This window comes from Paenibacillus sp. FSL R7-0163, assembly GCF_037969975.1.
GTDB classification, from domain to species: Bacteria; Bacillota; Bacilli; order Paenibacillales; family Paenibacillaceae; genus Paenibacillus_AQ; species Paenibacillus_AQ odorifer.
Window position 1 is genome coordinate 5,775,358 of record NZ_CP150224.1, and the last position, 21,237, is coordinate 5,796,594.

Annotated in this window: 20 protein-coding genes; 3 read left to right on the plus strand and 17 right to left on the minus strand. The window is 44.6% G+C overall.

Translation table 11 applies throughout. The features are described 5' to 3' along the window. Positions 1–134: 134 nt before the first annotated feature. From NST45_RS25350 to NST45_RS25360, 3 genes are all read left to right on the plus strand, one after another. Positions 135–278: a hypothetical protein gene (locus NST45_RS25350; RefSeq protein ID WP_167348483.1), complete on the plus strand. Its 144-nt coding sequence runs from the start codon at positions 135–137 to the stop codon at positions 276–278. Between the two features lie 175 nt (positions 279–453). Beyond that, on the plus strand, positions 454–2,736 hold the full coding sequence (locus tag NST45_RS25355; protein WP_339824141.1) for a TPM domain-containing protein: 2,283 nt from the start codon (positions 454–456) through the stop codon (positions 2,734–2,736). Between the two features lie 150 nt (positions 2,737–2,886). Further along, a protein-coding gene (locus NST45_RS25360; RefSeq protein ID WP_141118633.1) for an IS3 family transposase occupies positions 2,887–4,238 on the plus strand; the annotation gives its coding sequence in 2 pieces (ribosomal slippage) (positions 2,887–3,274 and positions 3,274–4,238; 1,353 coding nt in all). A gap of 85 nt (positions 4,239–4,323) precedes the next feature. Here the strand turns inward: NST45_RS25360 and NST45_RS25365 are convergent. The 17 genes from NST45_RS25365 to NST45_RS25445 all read right to left on the minus strand — a co-directional run bounded on the left by NST45_RS25365 (position 4,324) and on the right by NST45_RS25445 (position 21,201). Next, positions 4,324–5,940, minus strand: a complete 1,617-nt coding sequence (locus NST45_RS25365) for an ATP-binding protein (RefSeq protein ID WP_339824143.1) — start codon at positions 5,938–5,940, stop codon at positions 4,324–4,326. Positions 5,941–6,132: 192 nt separating this feature from the next. After that, positions 6,133–6,921 (minus strand): formate/nitrite transporter family protein, encoded by a 789-nt coding sequence (locus NST45_RS25370; protein ID WP_038568317.1) that lies wholly within the window; start codon positions 6,919–6,921, stop codon positions 6,133–6,135. A 460-nt stretch (positions 6,922–7,381) separates the two neighbouring features. Beyond that, positions 7,382–8,482, minus strand: a complete 1,101-nt coding sequence (locus tag NST45_RS25375; protein WP_036687432.1) for a toxic anion resistance protein — start codon at positions 8,480–8,482, stop codon at positions 7,382–7,384. Between the two features lie 11 nt (positions 8,483–8,493). Next, complete coding sequence (locus NST45_RS25380; RefSeq protein ID WP_036687454.1) at positions 8,494–9,201, minus strand: hypothetical protein; 708 nt, start codon at positions 9,199–9,201, stop codon at positions 8,494–8,496. A gap of 34 nt (positions 9,202–9,235) precedes the next feature. Beyond that, positions 9,236–10,291: an ATP-grasp domain-containing protein gene (locus NST45_RS25385; RefSeq protein ID WP_036687430.1), complete on the minus strand. Its 1,056-nt coding sequence runs from the start codon at positions 10,289–10,291 to the stop codon at positions 9,236–9,238. Next, positions 10,288–11,121: an HAD family hydrolase gene (locus NST45_RS25390; protein ID WP_036687429.1), complete on the minus strand. Its 834-nt coding sequence runs from the start codon at positions 11,119–11,121 to the stop codon at positions 10,288–10,290. Before NST45_RS25390 ends, NST45_RS25385 begins: the two co-directional genes overlap by 4 nt. Further along, the gene (locus NST45_RS25395) at positions 11,118–12,269 is read right to left on the minus strand and encodes a cysteine protease StiP family protein (RefSeq protein ID WP_339824145.1); all 1,152 of its coding nucleotides are present in this window, start codon (positions 12,267–12,269) and stop codon (positions 11,118–11,120) included. Before NST45_RS25395 ends, NST45_RS25390 begins: the two co-directional genes overlap by 4 nt. After that, positions 12,250–13,560, minus strand: a complete 1,311-nt coding sequence (locus tag NST45_RS25400; RefSeq protein ID WP_076275639.1) for a phosphoribosyltransferase family protein — start codon at positions 13,558–13,560, stop codon at positions 12,250–12,252. Before NST45_RS25400 ends, NST45_RS25395 begins: the two co-directional genes overlap by 20 nt. A gap of 76 nt (positions 13,561–13,636) precedes the next feature. Next, positions 13,637–14,845 (minus strand): HpcH/HpaI aldolase/citrate lyase family protein, encoded by a 1,209-nt coding sequence (locus NST45_RS25405; protein ID WP_235219550.1) that lies wholly within the window; start codon positions 14,843–14,845, stop codon positions 13,637–13,639. Positions 14,846–15,069: 224 nt separating this feature from the next. Next, positions 15,070–15,810: a TerC family protein gene (locus NST45_RS25410; RefSeq protein ID WP_036687425.1), complete on the minus strand. Its 741-nt coding sequence runs from the start codon at positions 15,808–15,810 to the stop codon at positions 15,070–15,072. Between the two features lie 27 nt (positions 15,811–15,837). Next, a complete protein-coding gene (locus tag NST45_RS25415; protein WP_038568304.1) occupies positions 15,838–17,118 on the minus strand; it encodes a TerD family protein in 1,281 nt (426 codons plus the stop codon). A gap of 133 nt (positions 17,119–17,251) precedes the next feature. Beyond that, entirely contained in the window at positions 17,252–17,833 is a 582-nt protein-coding gene (locus NST45_RS25420) for a TerD family protein (protein WP_036687422.1), read from the minus strand. Positions 17,834–17,889: 56 nt separating this feature from the next. Continuing rightward, positions 17,890–18,465: a TerD family protein gene (locus NST45_RS25425; RefSeq protein ID WP_036687420.1), complete on the minus strand. Its 576-nt coding sequence runs from the start codon at positions 18,463–18,465 to the stop codon at positions 17,890–17,892. A gap of 29 nt (positions 18,466–18,494) precedes the next feature. After that, complete coding sequence (locus NST45_RS25430) at positions 18,495–19,091, minus strand: TerD family protein (protein ID WP_076107382.1); 597 nt, start codon at positions 19,089–19,091, stop codon at positions 18,495–18,497. Positions 19,092–19,215: 124 nt separating this feature from the next. After that, positions 19,216–19,662: a tellurite resistance TerB family protein gene (locus tag NST45_RS25435; protein ID WP_036687417.1), complete on the minus strand. Its 447-nt coding sequence runs from the start codon at positions 19,660–19,662 to the stop codon at positions 19,216–19,218. 155 nt (positions 19,663–19,817) lie between these two features. Then, positions 19,818–20,540 (minus strand): amino acid ABC transporter ATP-binding protein, encoded by a 723-nt coding sequence (locus NST45_RS25440; RefSeq protein ID WP_076107444.1) that lies wholly within the window; start codon positions 20,538–20,540, stop codon positions 19,818–19,820. Between the two features lie 10 nt (positions 20,541–20,550). Then, positions 20,551–21,201: an amino acid ABC transporter permease gene (locus NST45_RS25445; RefSeq protein WP_076275609.1), complete on the minus strand. Its 651-nt coding sequence runs from the start codon at positions 21,199–21,201 to the stop codon at positions 20,551–20,553. Between the last annotated feature and the right edge of the window lie 36 nt (positions 21,202–21,237).

Below are 21,237 nucleotides of genomic sequence, written 5' to 3' on the forward strand. Positions count from 1 at the left end.
TGATTTTTATATTGCTTTTTACATAGAAAATGTGGATAATAGCAATAACGATAAACGTTGATAATGATTATCATTATTATAAGCGTTAATAATTTCAATTTACTATATTTAAGTTAAAAGGAGACTGATCACCCATGAACGTTACCTCTACCCGAACAACATTACAGGTTGACGATTATCTGGATCTGCTCAATCTTGCCGTTAAAGTTGGAGATTTGAAATGGCAAAAAGAAATTAAATCCAGATTGCAATACATTCTCTGTCTGCCGACAAGATAATGCTTCCGAGTATACGCCGTGTTCCCTTATTTGGGGGCATGGCTTTTTTTGTTGGTATGCAGACATAACTATATAATAATTGGAGTATCTCCAGGTCACCTGATGGTTAATGATATAGTATAATTATCAGCATAATATATTGAATAAAAAGTCCTTCAGATCGGAGCGTGTCAGCTTGAAAAAGTATATAGCTTTATTCTTAATGCTCAGCCTGTTATGGGTACCTGGTGCATACGCCGCTGGAATTCCTGCACAGCAGGGATTTGTTACCGATAACGCTGAAATGTTCAGTTCCGCAGAAGCCGCGTCTATTTCTGCTACCGCTACTGGAGAACTCATGACCATCCATGTACTCACTGTAGATTCCACAGACGGTACTCCAGCTGATAAGTATGCAGACAAGGTTTACGACTCGTGGAAACTGTCCACGCGGGATCTTCTACTGCTGATCTCCGCTGGTGACCAGTCCATTGAGCTAAATTTCTTAAATCCAGGCTTTCAAAGCTCGTTAAATACTTGGTCTAAGAATCAGGGAGGGTCCTCGGGAAGTTCAGCCATCCAAAAACTGCTCGACACCTATTTCATTCCTTATGCCAAAAAAGGGGACTTCGCTGGCGGGACAAAGGCTTTGATTAATGCCATCCATTCCATCGGAGATCGTGCCGGCAATACTGGAGGAACCGCAGGAAGCGGGAGCGCAGCCGGGGTCGGGAATGATGTAAACCGCTCCAGCAGCTCCATGTTTATAATTGCAGCGATTCTTATCGGAGCCCTTCTAATCCTCCTTCTACTCTTTGTAATGGTTACAGGTCTGCGTCGACGCAAGCAGCTTAGCGAGCAACAGAAACAGTTATCTAATTTAATGGTCCAGGCAAATCGGGCACTGGAATCGCTAAACCCTTTTCAAGGGATCGTTCAAGGGAAGACGGGAGAGCTAGTCGAAGGTATTTCCAAGCGGCTGTCCGCCAAGCTCGTTGAAATCTCCGCACTACAAAGCGAAGGTCAAGGCGTTCAGCCAGCATTTTATCGTTTGGCTGCCCTCAAGACAGCCGTGAAACAATTGCAGCAGACCGAAGCTGCCTTCCGCACAGCGCTTGAAGAGGAAGAGAAACACATTGCTGTCATTAGCGAAGCTGACCGCAATGTCAAACAGCGTATTACAGAGCTGAAAGAGGATACGCCAGAGCTTGAAGAACAGCTGCAAGGTGCAGTTAAAGAAACCGGATATGAGCTTCAAGAAATTGTAGAGGAACTTAAGGAGCTTGCGGAGGAAACTGCTAAGGCAGACCAATTGGAGCTTTTTGATCCCATTGCTGCACAAGAGGTTACCGAGGATGCACAGGAACGTCAGGAAAAAATCGAACAGGATCTGAAGGATGTTGATCTCTATGATGATAAGCTAAACAAATTTCCTACGGTATTAGCTGCGGCACGTGCCAAAATCACCGGGATCATTGAACAGAATTCACTGCACAATATGAAGGTTAAGCCATATGACCACCTGGAGCAGGCCCGCGTAGAATCGTTGACTCTTGAAGCACCGCTGCGTATAGGAGATATGGATGAGGTGCGCAGAATCGGCGCCAGTCTAGATCTGCTTCTGGATGAAGCTGTTGCTATGACAGAGCAGCAAGCACTGCTGCGGCAGAATAACCGCAGAGATCTAGAGACATTCCGCACCACATGGAGCCACTTGAAGCAGCGGCGAGACGAGCTGCAGGCCCGAATTACAGAAGCACGTGTACATTTCGAAGAACAGCATATAGTTAGCGTAGAGAACATTCTGACGGAGTGGAGCACACATCTTCGGGAAGGTGCAGGTGAAGTGGCGCAAATTGAGAACTGGACCAGTGATGAACGGGGCGAATATGACAAGGCCCACGATGCGCTGGAGCGCTTGCTGTCCTTGCAGGATGAAGCTGGCCGGCAATATGACGGCGTCTCTGAAAGTCTAAATGCATTAAATGAAAGACTGGATAAAGTACAACGTCTCTTCTCCGAAGGACAAAGCCGGGTAGAGACGACCCAGCGAATGCTGCACAGCAGAGGCTTATCTTCCAGAATCCGCTTTGAGTTATCCTTACTGCCGGAATATAGCCAGTTGGAGCAACGGTTGTCATCCCGGCCTTACAACCTGGAGGAACTGGAATCGATTGGCCGCGCTTATGACGCTCAGATCACTTCCTTTGTGAATGAAGCGAACCGAATCGTTCGCCAAAAAGAAGAGGAAGAACGGCTTGCCCAGCTAGCCATGATGAGAGAGCAACAGCGGCGTGCGCAAGCCCGTAAACGGATGTCCTCTGGTCCTCCTTCTTCAGGCGGATTCGGTGGGGGACGTTCCTCCGGCGGCTCTTCCTGGGGTGGTGGCGGCAGTGGCGGCAAATCCTCCGGCGGCTCTTCTTGGGGCGGTGGCGGCGGCAAATCCGGTGGAAATTCATCGGGTGGCTCTAAGTGGTAATTCCTCACCATTAGATGCAAATGGATATACAAAAAGACTCTTTCGCTTATATGAACTGTGACCCGTAAGATGGAAACTTTGAAAAAAGTGACCCTCTTACGGGTCATTTTGTGTTTTAATCGAAATATCGAAATAACGGAGGAAGCCTTCATGAATAACAAAACAAGAGGAAGCTCAAGGATATTCAACGAAAATGAGATCAAACAACTAGAGAACAATCCAAATGTAGAGAACGTGACGGAAAAGAGTATTACCTATTCACCAACGTTTAAGTTGGCTGCGGTTAAGGCCTATAAGGAAGGCCAAGCCCCAATGGAGATCTTCCTTAGCGCAGGATTTAACCTAGATATTATCGGTCGCAAGAAGCCTAAGCATTGCCTAACCCGTTGGCGTAATACATATAATGCTCTGGGAGAGGCTGGACTACTAGAGGAACAACGAGGAAAAGGATCCCCGGGCAGACGACCGACAGGGGAACTTTCTACCGAGGAAAAGTTAAAACGTGCAGAAGCACGAATCAAGCTTCTGGAGATGGAGAACGACTTCTTAAAAAAGCTGGAGGCGCTCGAAAAGCAGAAGATGCAGAGGAAACGTTGACCCCCTCCGAGCGCTACGAAATTATTAACCAAACGATACGTAAGCACGGTCTGCAGCGAATGACGCGTTATTTGTGTAAGCTAGCTTGTGTGAGCTTAAGCGGATATTACCGTTGGCAAGTCGCTGAGGAAGCAAGACAGTTGCGAGAGAAGGCAGACGAACGAGACGCTTTCCTTATCAAGAAACACTATGACGCTTTGAATGGTAAAGCTGGAGCATTGGTCGTGAAGATGTGGCTGGAACGGGAGAATGGTATCATCATGAATCATAAAAAGATTCGAAGATTAATGCGAAAATATAAGCTTGTTGCTACGATCCGGCAAGCAAATCCCTATCGCAAGATGGCAAAAGCCACACAAGAGCACCAAACATGTCCCAACCTACTCAAGCGCCAGTTTGACCAAGGAGAGCCTGAGAAAGTGCTGCTGACGGATATTACCTATATGCATTATGGTAATGGACAATGTGCTTATTTATCCGTGGTGAAAGACGGGGCTACGAGACAAATTTTAGCTCACTACCTCTCTTCTTCATTGGCTATGCCAATTGTAGAACGAACACTGGAGAAACTACTTGAACGACTGGATGGCAATATTCATCCAGAAGCCCTTTTGCATTCGGATCAAGGAATGCACTATACTCACCCTAGATTCCGCCTTCTCGTACGCGAAGCTGGGTTTACACAGTCCATGTCACGGAAAGGGAACTGCTGGGATAACGCCGCCATGGAGAGCTTTTTTGGCCATCTGAAGGATGATTTGGAGTACAAGACATGTATGACTCTCTTGGAATTACGAACAAAGGTTGATGACTATATCGCCTACTATAACTCCGAGCGATATCAATGGACATTAAAAAAGATGACTCCCGATGAATTCAGGAGTCACCTATTAATTGCTTCTTAAAGGTCTTCTTTTTTCAACTTTCCACAAATACGGTCACAGTTCAATATGGGCGGAAGAGTCTTTTTAATTATGAATTATTGCTGTTTCATTTGTGGTATGAATGTGCCATCGGAAGATAAATTGTAACGGCCGTGCCTACTCCCTCTTCACTAGCTATTGCCACATATCCTCTGTGGGCAGTCACGATTTTTTTGACAATCATGAAGCCAAGTCCATTTCCATCGCCTCTGGTCGTGTGAAAAGGCTCTCCTAATTTCTCCAGAACTTCCTTATTCATACCCTCTCCATTATCGGTGAAGGTAATCACCTGGAATTCATCCTTCACATCAAGAGTCACTGTAATGCTCCCGCCAAAAGGCAAAGCTTCCATTGAATTTCTTAGGATATTGAGGAAAATCTGCTTAATCTGATTGCGGTCACATTCGATCTCAGCATCATAATGGATCTTTGTATTTAACGCTATATTATTCATTTCCACCTGAATCGCGAAGATATTCAATACTTCCAGCAGGATCGTGCTACATTGTTCAGTCATATAATGCGCAGCCTGCGGTTTACCCAGAATAAGAAACTCGCTCACAATGAGATTCATTCTTTCCACTTCTGACATAATGAGATCATAATGCAGCAGACGTGAATCTTTATTAGCCAGTTGAAGCATCCCTTTCACCGTAGTCAGGGGATTGCGGATCTCATGTGCAATGCTCATGGCCAGTTGTCCTGCGACCACTAGCTTTTCTGTATTGCGCAGCACTTCTTCCGTTCTTTTCATCTCCGTGATGTTGCGCAAACTTCCAATCACACGCGCTAAGTAACCATTCGCATCGTAAACGGGTAGTACATCTAACATATAATGCTCGAACAACCCGTTTTTCTCCTGAATCACTTCTAACCCAGCACATGCGACATGATGTATGATGACATGTTGAAAGTATGCGCCCACATTCCTAATTTCAAAGACACTAGTTCCAACAACAGACTCTTGATGCTCACCACCCAAATGAAGCATGGCTAAACCGTTCTCATTTATATTCACGACTGTTCCGAATTGATCTGTTATGATTACCCCTAAGTAATTGGTCTCTAGCAAAATCCGATTTAATAATTGCAGCTGAGAATTCCCTCTCCGCAACAAAATCTCACGTTCAATCGAGTCAGCCATCGTACAGAGCAGAGGCAGCAAATGGGGATGGGCTACATCTATATCTGCCATAAATGAAATTGTACCTAAAATCTCTTGTCCATTTTCTTTATAAAATGGAGCTGTACAGCATACTAAATGATGCAAAATATGATGGAAATGGTCTCGTCCTGTCAGCTGGAATGGCCTCTGATATTCAAGGGCTAAAGCGATTGAATTGGTACCCACTTCTTTGTTCATCTGCACGCCTTCTTTGATGCCTACCTGTCCTACGAGATCAATAATCGTCGCATCTCCCTGGAACGCCAATAGATAACCTGCATCATCCGAAATCGTAATTAGGATCGGGTTCCCCTTTACTGAGGACAGAAATTTTTTGACAAAAAATTCGATAACCTCAATCACTTCACTATATACGCTAAGCTGCGCTCCCAATTCATCAGCAGAATATCCCTTTGCAAAGACAGGCGGTTGCTCAGGATCAATTCCTTGGTCTATACAATGCTGATTGGAAGCCTTAATAATGGTCTCATCCGTCAGTATCCCTGTTGTCTCATCCAAAGCCCTTACCCCATTCTGTATGAATCTTCAATTTTGCATTGCATAATTATGTATTCTACCTCTCTCCCTCTAATCCTTTTCAATCCTTAAAAATCAAATAATCCCAATGTTAAAAAATAACTTTCTGCACAAAAAAACTCCACCCCTGTAAAAGAGCGAAGTTTTGGAGGATTATTATTTTCTGTTTTTCTGTTAATGCTTAGTGTCATCCAAAAAAGGTTTATTCACATAATAATACATTACCCCCATCAGTACGCCACCGCCAATTAAATTGCCGATCGTAACGGGGACAAGGTTATGGAACACTCCATACCACGATACCGTTCCGGGATGATCAAGTACAAGCGCAATCGCAAAGGTACACATATTGGCAATACTATGCTCATAGCCGGAGATGAAAAAACAGAATACGAATAAGACCATTGCGAACATTTTGGCCCCATCGCCTTTCATATTCATGGGTATAAAAAAAGCCATACAAACGAGCCAGTTACAAAGAATGGCCCGAAAGAAAAGCTGACCTGCCGGGGCTTCCATCTTATGCTCCACTACATATAACAAAAATCCGTTTACATCTGAGCTATAGAACAGTCCTGTCAAAAAAATCAGCAAGGCAAAAACGGCAGCTCCAAGAATATTACCGATATAACTCATGATCCACATGCGGACAACCTCAGACCATTTCATTTTCCGTCTTAGTGCCGTGTATGTGTAATAAAAAGTATCTCCGGTGAATAAATCCCCACCACCAAAAGAAATTAGAATAATAGCCGCTCCGAAAGTTATCGCAGCCATTGGATATGCAAAGGGGGATTGCTCCATAAAGAAATAGTTGCCTGTCTTAAAGGCTACAATTACACCGAATCCGATAAACATACTGGCCAGCATGGCTCTGGCAATATAGCGCATTACGCTTTGCCGGAATATCTTCTGTTTCTTAAGTGCTAAATGTTCAACCTGAAGCAGCGCCTCGTTCTCCATGTGACCTCCTTAGGGATTTTGGTATTTCCAGCTGATTATGGGCTAATCGTACAGCCTTGCGTTATTATACCCAATAACCCGCTGGAAATTACTTGAACCAATTCACGCCAAAAAATCCCTGAATACTTACGGGGAAGCGAAGCTACCTCTTGCTAATTGTCTTCATTGATTTTAGCAATGGCTTCTGCTTTTTCACTGCTGGCGACGATGATAAGCACGAGTATCAAACAGCCTAAAACCATAGCCTATCCCCACTTCCTCCACATGTAGTCTTGTGACAACTTATGTATGTGGATAGGGCTTTATGTTTGGCTACAGCAAACTTCGTTTGATTAGATCGCGTTTACGCCTATACAGCAGGTGAAGCAAACTACCCCATAACCAAAAAAAACAGAGCAGCGAGCCCCCAGAAACGAAGGCTCACTGCTCTGCTATATTTTTACGGTCTTTTTTTAACTAATTAGTTCAAGAAACTGCTCAGTTGGCTCTCTGCTTCACCTTGTTTCAGCGCCTCAGGCTTGTCCGCTTCATTGAGACCTAGACGATTGCCCAATTGGGTATTGATCGTCGTCATTTTGGATGTATAATCCTGGCAGCTCTCGATAATACGACGGTTTGACTGTTCCGAAGTGTCTAATGCGCTAAGCAGATCGCCGATCGCTTGATTCACGGCTTCCATAGACATGGAAGGTTTGGATAGAAGCTCGGTCGTTTTTTCTGTAGTCGTACGCAGCAAGCGTGCATTTTCTTTAAACTGATCTTCAATCGTCTTATTTGTTGCTTCTACAGCATTGATAACATTCTCCTGATCGGCCAGCGACATCGCAATCATTGCCGACACTGTGATCAGATTAGAGGTCTTATCAATCGCATTATTCACGGAATCGATCAGTTTATCATTATTGTCATTGATGATATCTGTAGCAGCGATTGCTTGATTGTACAATAGAATCATCTCTGTCATGGACTGAATACGAACCATCACTTTACGTAGACCACGCTCCAGATAAGCTTTACGGAACTCATTCTCAGGCTTCGCAATCTCCACCTCGAACAGCTCTTTTAGCTTATTGCCGAAGGCAATTTTGGTCTGCAGGTTATAGATCTCCTCCATAGAGGTACGTTTCAGCTGGCGCATATTTACAATACTCTCTTCGAGGGTATCCCTGCCGTCGCGTAGACCGGTAACAATCGCATCAATATTCGTGCGGACAGACTGATATTTGTACACATAGTTCTTCATCGGACTCTTCCGCAGCATTTTGCCGAAAAAGCTAACATTCTTACTCTGTTGCAGATTTTCACACTCATTCCGCAGCTTCATAATCATGTTAGGCACTTCAACACGCTTACCGGACATCAGGTCATTTACCGGACGATCCAGCAGTTTGAGGGTTTGGCCTGCTTTTTCCTGCGTCTTCACCCCAAGCTTCCCGATATCATCCATTAAAGAATCCAGTGTGACTGTATCTGTTTGGGATACCTTCTCGATCAATTGTGCCGCTTCTTCGACTACCTTTTGTTCATCTTCTTTTTTTAATTGGATCAACTGCGTGGACATGGGTTTCCCTCCTATAATTCGGAACTGCTATACCGCTGATGAATCAGTTCCGCCTTCGTCTGAAGTTCCATCAGGTCTTTATGTTCGATCGTCGAAGCAATATCCGATATTTTGGAATCAACATCTCTTAGACCGTTCAGCAGCGTTCTCCGATTCTTCGTCTTTGCTTCACCACTTAGGCGCAAAAATGGGTTAATCACACCATTCAAATCCTTCAGAATCAATCTGCGGACCGTGTGATTAATATCGCCATTATTGAGCTCCTGCAGCAGCGGAATTACACGTTGAAGTCTCGCAAAAAGCGCCAGTGATTTCTCGACAATTTCATTGTCCAGTGTATCCTTCTGCCCTTCGGAGATAATCATATCTTCCAGAATGCTAAGGTACTCAACTACCGGAGCAAATTCCGGTCCAATCTTCGTCGGTTCTGCCTCAGTTCTACCACTATTGCCCGGATTAAATGGTGCAGCATTATTTGCCGCACTATTTAATTGCGGAGCATTTGCAGAGGGAGCTGGAGCAATAGGTACCGTCTCTGGACCTGCTGGCAGCACCTCAGCCGGAAGGTTGGTTCTCGGACTTCTCGTTGCAAGAACCCCTACAGCAGCACCTGCTACAGGCAACAGCAAGGAGAGTAACTCAGGCAGAAAAGAGCTCGTTAATACAGCGACAACATAGCCAATACCGGCATACAGCAATATTTTCGATTTAAATTTAATTTTTCTCACCTCTTGTGAGCGAGATTGCGAACGCTCAATTCACGGGATCCGAAATTACGGATTCGCCGTTTATTTTCATAATTAACGGCTGCTCTACATGGCTGGCAAGCACATTATCGCCGAACTCCGCAGGCTGTACCTCTCCGCCGAGTGCACTTTTGACAGCCAGGTATGGAAAGTTAATTCCAGACAGACAAGAAATATGAAGACCTCCAGACATCCGGGGGTTAATCTCCAGCAGTTTGGGAATTCCACCACTATACTTCATTTGAATATTGAAATTGAAAGGTATTTTATATACCTCTGCTACCCGAGAAGCGATCTCCTCCAGCTCCGGAATATGCTCCATCAGCCGCAGACGGCCGCCAGCTTTACGACGGGGCACAGCCGCTAACAGTCTGCCGTTCTCATCTGACAAGCAATCTATACTGTATTCATAACCTTCCAGCAATTCCATCACCATAAGTTCAGGGAATGTAGCTTCACTTCCCAGAATACGATAAGCCTCTTCGAAGGATATCAGCGGTGTTACATGACCAAACAGCTCCTGCAGAGGACTACGTGTGTTATCAATGATACGGAAGCCGAGGCCCCCCTCTGTCTCCGTAGGTTTAAAGCATACGCGATGCCCTTTGGCTACAAGATCATGATAAGCCTCTTTGAACTGCTCTGCTGTACTGACCACATGATAATCAGGAATTGTCATAATCCCGGTTTCCTTAACACTTTCGTAGAACTTACCCTTATCCATGATGGTCTCCAACAAGTCCAAATCTCTACAGACCAGAACCTTGGTACCAATCGCATCAAACATAGCAGCATGCAAAGCTATATCCAGCATATGTAACCGTGGAATAAAGATATCGATCTCATTGCGGCGACAGAAATCCACACAAAATTGAACATATTCTATTCCAGTCAGTGCCGGTTCAGTCCCAGCAACATCAGCCCCTTGAAGTGACATATGGTGAATATCTGGGTGCGTGGCGAAGATTTGTACAGGAACGCCATCCTCATTATTGCGGATGAGATTCATATAATGGTAAGCGACGGAAAACCAGCGATTGAAATAAATGTTTACCTTTTTCATAGTGGCCCAACTCCCAATACGGTTAAGTTATTATAGATCATGTTTACATACTGTAGAATTTCATCACCAGCAAAAACACCCGCTTGCTTCGTAAAGGGATACCTTGATTTTACAAGACCACTCTGCTGCTCTGCAAATATTTCTCCATGACAAGGAGCAATCGCATAGTCCGCACTTTCTAGTAAACTCTTATCCAACAAGGAATCTCCCGATGCTACCATCGGTTCTGACCGAACCGTCCGGCGTACATGAACAATCGCATCACTTTTATTTACAGCGGCAGGAACGACATATAGCTTGCGCCCTTGTAAGGATACCCGCCAGCCCAAATCGTATAATCGCTCTGCCAGATTCGTAATCTCATCCATAGGTAATAAATCACGCACTACCACAAAGGTATAGAATAAATCATCACAATACCGCTCACTAATGATCCATTCCTCGTGCACTACAGACCTAACGTGCATTCTAACTTCTTCTGCCGCAGCCGATTCGTTTTGAACAAGCCTGCCCACCGAAGCTCTCCAGCTCTTATCTACTTCGCCACCAATCAGAATATTTCCGCCATTACTAGTAATCGCGTAGTCTGGAATAATCGTGTCTTGAAACAGATTAATACGCTTATACTGCGCTATGGTACGTGTTGTAACGGGCATAAAGATAATACGGGAAGTAAGCTCCATCAGATCAGCCAATGCTTTTTGCGAAATGTATGAAACCGTCTTACCATCCACAACCTCCGCAGGAACCAGGCCCGGAGTATTCTCCGGGACACCGATTGCATTTAAGGAATAGATTAACGTTCGGTCCAAATCACTGGCATAGATCATTCCGTCTCACCTCTCAGCGGCTTAATAATCCCGCAACAGGAGTAGGTGAGTCCAGGGAATACTTCTACTGGAACCCCTCTATCCTCTGCTAAGAGAATAATATGACGAAGATTTGGATTATCCATAGTATCGACAAGAATCTTCCACGGTACTCTGCGCAGCAGCACTCGGGTAGTTTCTCCGACTCCGGGCTTGATCAAATTGATGTTATCTATGCCGAACACTTCTTGAATACTCTGAATATCACGCAGGCCCTGCCATGTAATTTCTGGCGGGGATTGCTGCATCTGTTCAGCAATCGCTTGTGCTTCTTCCGCAACGGAGGAGAAATACGGGCAGATCGCCGCAATGAATACATTAGATACATCCGTATCGAGCCATTCCTTGTAGAATTTAGCCCCATGGAATTCTTCCGGACCGATTAAATCATCGCGCAGCACTGTCCGGCTCATCAATCCTGACACCGTAGAATTGAGGCATGCACTAGGAATAAGATAATCCTCTCTAGTCCCGAACGTGCCTGAACAGTTCCCGGGATCAGCCAATACGGCCAGGTCATCATTTAGCCGAATGCCATATTTCTCATACAGGCTGTTGCACGCTTCAATCAATACCTGGCGAATAGCCCCTTTCCCCGTCCATCCGTCGACAAACTGCAAATCAGCGTCAAGCCCGTGCTTTTGCAGAATATAAAGGATTGCGTTCTCATCAATCCCCTTGCCCCGAATGATAGAGATACTATAATGCGGCAGATCAGCACCATATCGCTCTTGGATATAACGCTTAATCAGTACACCAATTGGTGTTCCCGCTCTTGCCAAAGAGACTAACACCGTATCAAGTCCCCGTTGAGCGACAATCATCTCAGAGACTACCGCTACTGCTAGAGCGACCTTCTCCGCAGATTGCTCCAGCGTCTCGTGAAATAACTCAATATACTGCTCAGTAGGCTGATATTCCACGGGCAGCATCTCAGAGTAATGTACACCTGATTGAATGGCGGCCTCTCTTTCGTCAGTCGCCCGCTCCAGTGAAACATCACTCAGATCCTTTAGCAAAAATATAACATCTGATGGAGAATAGCTGCCTAGCGGAACCGGTTCGGCTATACTTCTGTTTAGAATTTCTTCAGTTACTGTTCCCTTCATTGGTAGGGCCTCCACTTCTTCTTTCCGAGGTCAGTACAATAAGATGCACTTTATGGCGGGCCAGTTTCTTCAGTATATCAAGCATAGGTTTCATACGTTCATGCGGTACATCACGCTCAATCAGCACAAATATATCATCGTATTGATCAGGAGCTACATTATAGATAAAGTTTGTGATCTCCGGGTCGCCGGCTGAAGGATAGGCAGCAGCACTATGCACCCCATAATCCGGTCGACGCTCAGGGTGGATTGGACTTCTAGTGGAAGACTGATAAGCAATCCCTTCCCCCATTTCCGCCGCCACTCTCATCGGAAGATACATAAATTCCCCTACGCCCATTACCAAGGCTTTCTGTCCTCTACGCAATTGCCGCAGCTGTTCAGCTATTCGTTTCACACCCTGATCAAGCCCCGGATTATCCTGCGACACAATTCCGAAACGTCCACTATATTTCATATACGGCGCTGTGTTAATCTCACCATATGAATCGATAGAGGATACCTCCAGTCGTTCCATTCCATCTGGAGCATAAGTGGTTACAACCTCACACTCTAAAGCAGCCTCTCTATCCAGCTGCTCTGTATCCTTATTAAATACTGGTGAACCTATCACTTCAATATTCCCTTGCAGCAGACATAACGACTTAATGCGAATCCCCAGCTCCTGCTCAAGATCACTATAGCGTTGAAGATTGCTGCCGCTTCTCCAGTCCAAAAGGGAGACTACCACATATTCCTCCCGCGGGAACTTTGACTGAATATCCCGAATCGTATTGATCGCGGTTTTCCCAGTCGTTATCTCGTCATCTACCAATATAATAGGCTCTGTCCCAGATAAGAGTTCGGCATCCAAGGCATAACATAGATGATCAACCGCATGAGAATGTTCTTCTACAAAACTTACAACAGACTCCAAATCAGGAATATGCTCACGCGTAGTATGAATATATGATGCCTGCTCAGCAAAGATGTTGTACACACTGTGACCCAGTGCAGTTGCCGTTTCTGCGAATCCAATAAAAACCACAGGCTTGGGCAAAACCAGCTGGGCCGCTAGCAAATGTTGATAGGCTTCCTTAGCAAATTCAGGATGAATCAGCCCATGAACCGCCATATCCAATAACTCTGTCATACGATCACTGTCCACGGAATCACCGTTCATCTCCTGATATAACAGCAGCGCCAATGCTGCTCCGCTTAGAAGTGAAGTATACGGATCGACGGGGATATGCTTGCCAAGCACCTTACTGACAAACAGAAAAGTCCGCTTTTTATTAATTCGCGCCGCCATAGAGAATAAAGAATCCAGAGGCATATGAAAGGGGTTAAAGGTTTCGGTTACATTCACTTGCAGGTTCTCGACTATGTTATACGTGCGTAAATTCGTTTTCGGGTAATAATCCGACAAAATGCTGTTGTTCATGTAACACCCCGTATATTTGAGATCGTAGTAAAGTTCGTCTTGCCCAATTGAGATGGGGCTTAATTTCATTCATTTTATTAAAATATTGACTCTTAAACACGCCCAAACTGCCATCATTACTTTCTACAATGCTTAAAGCATCAACGTATTCCTCATGCATAACCGTATACATCGCCTGAACAGGTCTGAGGTGAGAAGGATGGATAATCGTCTTGCCTACAATTCCATTCTCTTTATCTAAAATAACCTCACGAATTAGCCCGTCTACACTGCTCGAAATATAGCTATTCCGCATATCACGGCCGTTTTTTCCGTAAGTATCCTCAAATGGCGTCTGCCGTAGCTGCGGCCGGAGAACTCGATGGCCTTTATTCGCAAAATACTCCCAGACGGGTCCTGAGATCACATATCCCTCTTCAACCCGCCCAAACACATTGATAATGTCCGAGATACAGTCACGAATAGGAGTAAGATCATAAATACTAACATCAGGACTGCGACGCAGTCCGAACAGACTGGAGAAATCCGTTGCCCCAATTCTAACGTTTAGGACAAGTTCACGGTAATTACGGAGTAAATCACGGATAGATAGCAGACTGTCCACTCGACTTTCCCGATAAATAATAGGTGCAGTTTCCAAGATTGGCATCCCGTAAAGCACAGGATCATTATAACCACGCGTATTGTTGTACTCAGCTAACGTTTCAAAATATTGAATTCCATTGTCCACAGAGAACTTAGGAAAAACAAACCCTGTTAACATCGTTACCAAGGATCCCAAGCGGAAAATCATTTGCCGGAGTTGGTCCGGGTTACGTACTCGTATAAAAAGAAGCGGGAGGCTGTTTGCTGAATCCAGCTCATTTTCTGCGTAAGCAGCTAGATAAATAAGATGCTGGATAATAGACTCCTCTGCATTGTCAACCTGGTCATCTCCGATTGCGTCCTCCAGATCTATAATAACCGTCACCAGACCTGCATTCTTGAGCTTAATGATGTCTTCTGCAACACTTGCACGGGTAGCCGGCATATAGAGGGCAGCGCCGACAGCGTAGGCTAGCAGTTCCTTGTTCGTGGTATGATCAAATGAGATAGGCGGAGTGTAAAACAAAGAGTTTTCTTGTTCTTTCGTCAGGTAATCGAAGTATCTCAAATCGGTTCCCCCTTATAGTTTTGCGAAGCCAAGCAAAACAAGCGTAGACCTCTCCTCATAGAGAGTGTCAGAACCGGCAATACTGTCCCTTGGGATGGCATCTTGGCTCTCTCAAATATAAGTGAAGGCCTACGCTATAACATATACGATTACCTGAAAGAAGCAGGCGTTTCTATTCTTGCATGATCGGCTCCGACTTCTCTATGGTGCAATTACTTTTTTAATCATGCACTTTTGTGGGCATCTTTTTTCTTACGTCTAGCACTGTAGAGGATCGTACCCACGAATACCGCTATAAGGATTGTAAAGAATACGACATGCGGCAATTCAAAGCCAAAAGCACCCGCTAGCATCTTACCCGCAATAATGGCGATAAGCAGGAACGCTGCCTGTTCCAATTCAGGGAATTTATCAATAAGCTTCAAGAATACCTGCGCCACTCCGCGCATCATCAGAACTCCTAATATACCACCCATAAAGAGAACCCAAACCTGATCGCTAAGTCCAAATGCAGCAATGACACTGTCAATACTGAAAGCAATATCCATTAATTCAACAAGGAGAACCGTCTTCCAAAAAGAAGTACCTTTATTCTCCGTATGCTCTTCGCCACTGCCCTTAAATAAACCTTTATATGCGATATAAAAGAGATACAGTGCACCAAGAACCTTAACCAAAGTAAACTTAATAAGAAATGTCCCTAGTCCAATGGCCAGGAATCTGAACAAATAAGCCCCTAAGATACCGTAGAAAAGTGCCTTTTTCTGCTGCTCCTTAGGTAGATGCTTAACCATAACGGCAAGCACAAGCGCATTATCTGCAGAGAGCAAACCTTCTAGTAGAATTAAGCTTCCGATAATCCCCCAGCTCACAGGATCAGAGAGCGTGCCTACTACATCACTCCATGAGAAAAAATGCCCGTAATTCTCACTAATATTTCTAAAAAAATCTGCGAACCAATCCATTACACTTTGCGCCTCCGGTAAAATCGATTATTTGCTGCCCGCAACCCAGCGCAGCCCCCATCCATAGGCTTCATCCATCTCACGATGACCACTGTAATATTGCACCAGCCGTTCAACACTAAATGTTTCATTGCTTACATTCCGGAATAACGCAATGGCACACATCCCTTTTCGGTTGTTATGCTCGTCCAAATTTACAATGATATCAGGTCCTCCGCCTTGTTTGATGGTGACAACCCCATCGGCCTCCGACCAGTTGGTTACCCCTTTATAAATAAAGGAAAACACTAGAATGCGTTCAATCTCGGAAATTTTGATACCATTTATACGCAAATTCTCACCAGTAGTTACGGAGCCTGTACGATCATCCCCATCAAGCATGACATAAGGAGGTTGATTTAAGGAGCCAAAGGCATTGCCTAACGCTTGTACCACTCCTTTACTGCCATTCTTCAGTTCATACAGACAAGCAAGATCTAGATCTACGCCATTTTTACGACTAAAGAGTCCGCCCTGTTTCTGGTTCCAGTTGAGATTAATCAACACTTCCCCTAGATCACCACTGGCTGATTTTTTCAAATTGATGGAATCGCCTTTTTTCTTCAGCTCGATTTTCTTCAAGTTGAGATTTATTGGCGAAGGCGGAGGTGTGGGTGGAGGGCTCTCTTCACGTTTCACTGGCTGCGCAGGCGGCGTTGCGAAGATTTGTGGTGGAATCTGCGGCTTAACCTCCGGCTGTGGAGCAGCAGGAGCAGGCTCCTCATTCGCTTCAATACCAAAGTTGCTGCATATCTCTTTCAAACCTCCGGCAAACCCCGCTGCAATGGCACTGAACTTCCATTCACTGTTATATCTATATAATTCCCCTACCACAATGGCCGTTTCCACGGAGAAAAGATTGTCGAGATCACATCGGAGCAGTTCCGCACCTGTTACTTGATTCAGAATCCGAAAATAGGCCTGACTTACTTGCCCAAAACTTTGACCCCTTTTCTCCCCATCATAGATGGTAAGTGTAAAGGCAATCTTCATCACATCGGAAGGAATCTTATCCAATTGAACTTCGAATTGCTTGCGGTCATTGAATCCTGGCACATCCTTATACCTAATATAAGAAGTGGCTGGATTATTATAAAATATTAAATCCTCGTCTTTACTTACCTTACCCTCTGATCCAAGCAGGAAAGCAGAACTATCAATCTCCAGAGCAGCCGGAGCATTCCAGCCGATTTCTACGATTATAGAATGAAGTCCAGCATTGCCTTTGGTCAGATCAGCTTTTTGCCCTTTGACTACGTTAACACTCATTCTTACGCCACCTTTATAAATGGAGTAAACCAACCCATAATTTTGTAAAAAAGAACCCCACAAAGTGGAGTCTGTACTGCTCTAAATATTTAGAAAAAGGGCAGGATCGGTAATGACCCCGCCCACTTGGATGCTATTGCGCGTCCAGTCCATAGTTTCTGCATAAAGCGCTTAGACCGCCGGCAAAGCCACTTCCAATCGCCTGGAACTTCCAATCCGCACCATTGCGGTAGAACTCACAGAATACAACAGCTGTTTCAGTTGAGAAGTCTTCACCCAGATCAAAGCGAAGCACTTCACGATCGTTAGAAGCATCTACCACACGTACAAAGGCATTGGAGACTTGTCCAAAGTTTTGTGCCCGAGTTTCGTAATCATAGATCGTTACCGTTATTCCGATGCGCTGAATATGAGCAGGGATTTTGCTGAAGTCAACAACAATCTGCTCATCATCTCCGTCCCCCTCACCCGTACGGTTATCCCCCGTATGAGTCAAAGAACCTGCGCCACCCGAGGGATTATTGTAGAATACAAAATCATCGGAGCCCTTGGCTTTACCATCTTCATGCAGTAGAAAGGCTGAAGCATCAAGGTCAAAATCTTGGCCGCCGCTATACTTATTAGTATCCCAGCCCAACCCTACTACTACCTTAGTCAAACCCGGATTAGTCTTGGTAAGATCAATCCGTTGTCCTTTAGAGAGACTGATCGTCACTGACAAAACCTTCCTTCATTATTCATTTGGTTCATCTTTGGCATATACAACGAAATTTATTGCAGGCCGTAGTCGCGAGTCAAACCGCTCAAGCCGTCTTTATAGCCGCTGCCGATGGCATTGAACTTCCACTCTGCACCATTACGATACAGTTCGCCTACAACAACACCAGTTTCAATAGAGAAATCCTCACCGAGGTCGAAACGAATCAGCTCTTCATTGTTCAGATCGTTTACGATACGTACATAAGAACGGGAAACTTGTCCGAAGTTTTGACTTCTTGCTTCAGCATCATAAATTGTAATAGTAAAAGCTACTTTGTCTACATCAGCAGGGATGTTCTGAAGATCCACTTGAACCTGCTCATCATCACCATCGCCTTCACCTGTACGGTTATCGCCGGTATGAACAACAGAAGCATTTTCATTTTGCTTGTTATTGAAGAAAATAAAGTTTGTTTCTTTATCAACTTTACCACTAGCATTGGTCAAAAAGACGGATACGTCCAAATCGAAATCTTTTCCGCCGTCATATTTATTAGTGTCCCAACCAAGACCTACTGTGATTTTGGATAGACCTGGGTTTGTTTTCGTTAAATCGATCTTTTGACCTTTGGATAGATTAATTGCCATGATTACATACCTCTTTTCTTATATTTGGATTATACGTAGCGTTCTGCAAGTTGATTGATATGAGCGGCGTGGCTGCCTTCACCAATTGCAGCGAATTTCCATTCCCCACCTTGGCGGTAAAGCTCTCCACAAATAAGTGCCGTAAAACCTGTGTAGTTGTCTGATAAGTTAAATTTAATCAACTCATTATTCCCGGCAGCATTCATTACCCGAATATACGCTGATTTGATCATTCCAAAATCCTGTTTGCGATTCACTGCATCGTAAATGTTAACGACAACCAGAACCTTGTGAACATCGGCAGGAATGGCTTTCAAATTAACCATGATTTGCTCGTCATCTCCGTCGCCTTCACCCGTCAGATTATCTCCGGAATGAATAACCGAGTTGCAAGGACTTTGCTTGTTGTGGAAGCAGATCAGGTTACCCTTCTTAGTTAGCTTACCATCCTCATTTAATAGCAGTGCTGAGGCATCACAGTCGACATTCGCCTGTTTCTTGACTCCAAAGAATCCCCGCGAGGCTTCAATCGGATCCCAGCCTAAGCCCACAATTACATTGGACAAGCCCGCATTACCTTTAGTCAAATCAATCTTTTGACCTTTTACCAGATTAATTCCAGCCAAATCAACGTACCTCCGTTTCCGATAAAAATCATTATCTGTTAGTCTAGCTTTTAGGTGTTATATCAGTGATACGATAAAGATTAAATTACGTTTCAACGAACTTTCATCTATGACTCCACCTAATTTATAAACTGAATTCGCTAGGGTTTAATCCCAAGACGCTACAAATATTCCGCACAACTGCTTTTTCATAGTCATCAAAATCGCCATCGGCCGATCCAATTGCTGAGCATACGCCCACGATTAAACGTCCTGCATCTGGTTTGCCGCTAAACTTTGCGATGGCCTTCAAAGCCTCTTGTTTCCCTATTTCCGGTGAGAATTCGAAGTTGCTTACATAATAGTTAAATTGAGCAATGACATCTCTCATGTCAAATACCTTCAATTCATTACTCATATTCATATAGCCGGCCATTTTATTTTTCTCTGCTTCTTCTATTTTACCGTCAGCCGCAGCCACCAAAGCGCAGCCCGCAACTACAGCATTCATAAAATCTTTATTTTTGAATTTTTTCACTTGATCTGTTAGTCCGCTTTTGGTTGTGTTTAACCAGTTTTTAAATGTGCTCATCGTATTCTCCCTCTATCACTGCAAGATTATGATAACAAAAGATATCCCCAGAGCCTCCTCTCCACGTTCCGACAGATTTTGCATATAAATCCCTGAAATAACCGTTACTCTTCTAATATACCTGATAAAATAACAAGATTCTACTTTCCACAAAATTACAGCACCTTTGATAGAAAGGAGCGTGTCCGTTCTTGCACAGGATTTCCGAACAGCTGCTCCGGACTTCCTTCCTCCACAATCTCACCTTGTTCCATAAACAGCACACGATCTCCCACCTCACGCGCAAAGCCCATTTCATGCGTCACCACGACCATCGTCATCCCCTCACGGGCCAGCTCCTTCATCACCGCCAGCACTTCCCCCACCATCTCCGGGTCAAGCGCCGAGGTTGGTTCGTCAAAGAGCATAATCTTGGGCTCCATAGCCAGCGCCCTCGCAATCGCTACCCTCTGAGCCTGACCCCCAGACAATGAGGCTGGGTACATCTCTGCTTTTTCACTTAGACCTACTTTTTGCAGCAGCTCCAGCGCTTTTTGCCGCGCTTTATCCGGAGACCATTTACGCACCTGAACCGGTGCCAGCATAATGTTCTCTATAACCTTCATATGAGGAAATAAATTAAACTGCTGAAACACCATCCCAAGCTCTGTACGGATATCGTTAATCTTCGTACTAGCCGCCATCAAAGAAGTGCCTTCAATTACAATCTCGCCACGCTGCGGCTGTTCCAGTAAATTAAGGCAACGCAAAAAGGTCGATTTACCCGATCCGGACGGACCGATAACCACCACTACCTCCTGACTGAAAATATCGATACTTATGTCAGCCAGCACCGTATTTGTTCCAAATGATTTATGTAAGTTCCGTACTGAAATCATAGGCTCCATCCTATTTCAGCCTCCGTTCAACGTAATTCAGCAGCTGGCTAAGAGAATAGGTAAGAATGAAATAAATAAGTGCCGCTGTCAAATAAGGCTCCCATATCCGCAAATATTGCCCTTTCATCGTGTTGGTCCAATACATTATTTCCGGTGCAGCCACCAAAGCCAGAAGAGAGGAGTCTTTCACAAGCACAATAAACTCGTTACCAAAAGCCGGAACCATCCGTTTGATCGCTTGCGGTAAAATAATAAATCTCATCGCTTGCCGATTAGTCATCCCCAGTGAAATAGCGGCTTCCCGTTGCCCACGATCAACCGACTGAATGCCCGCCCGAAAAATCTCAGCCGAATAAGCAGCCGAATTAAGCGACAGAGCGACAAACGCAGTGATTAGGGCATTGGTTTTGCCGTAAAGCGGGGGAATCACTCCAAAGTGAACAATCAGAATCTGCACATACAGCGGTGTTCCCCGAAAAAAGTTGATATATGAATGAAAAGGCCAGCGCAAATACCATTTTGGGGCCATTTTGCCGAATCCGATTCCCAGTCCCAAAATAGAGCCAAATAAAATAGAAACTACAGAAATGCCGATAGTCAGCAGTGTCCCTTTTAAAAGGACGGGCAAATAATGAATAATAATGTCCATTCTAAAATCCATAGGACTCTCCCCTTCTCTTCTTTATGTCATCTCTCT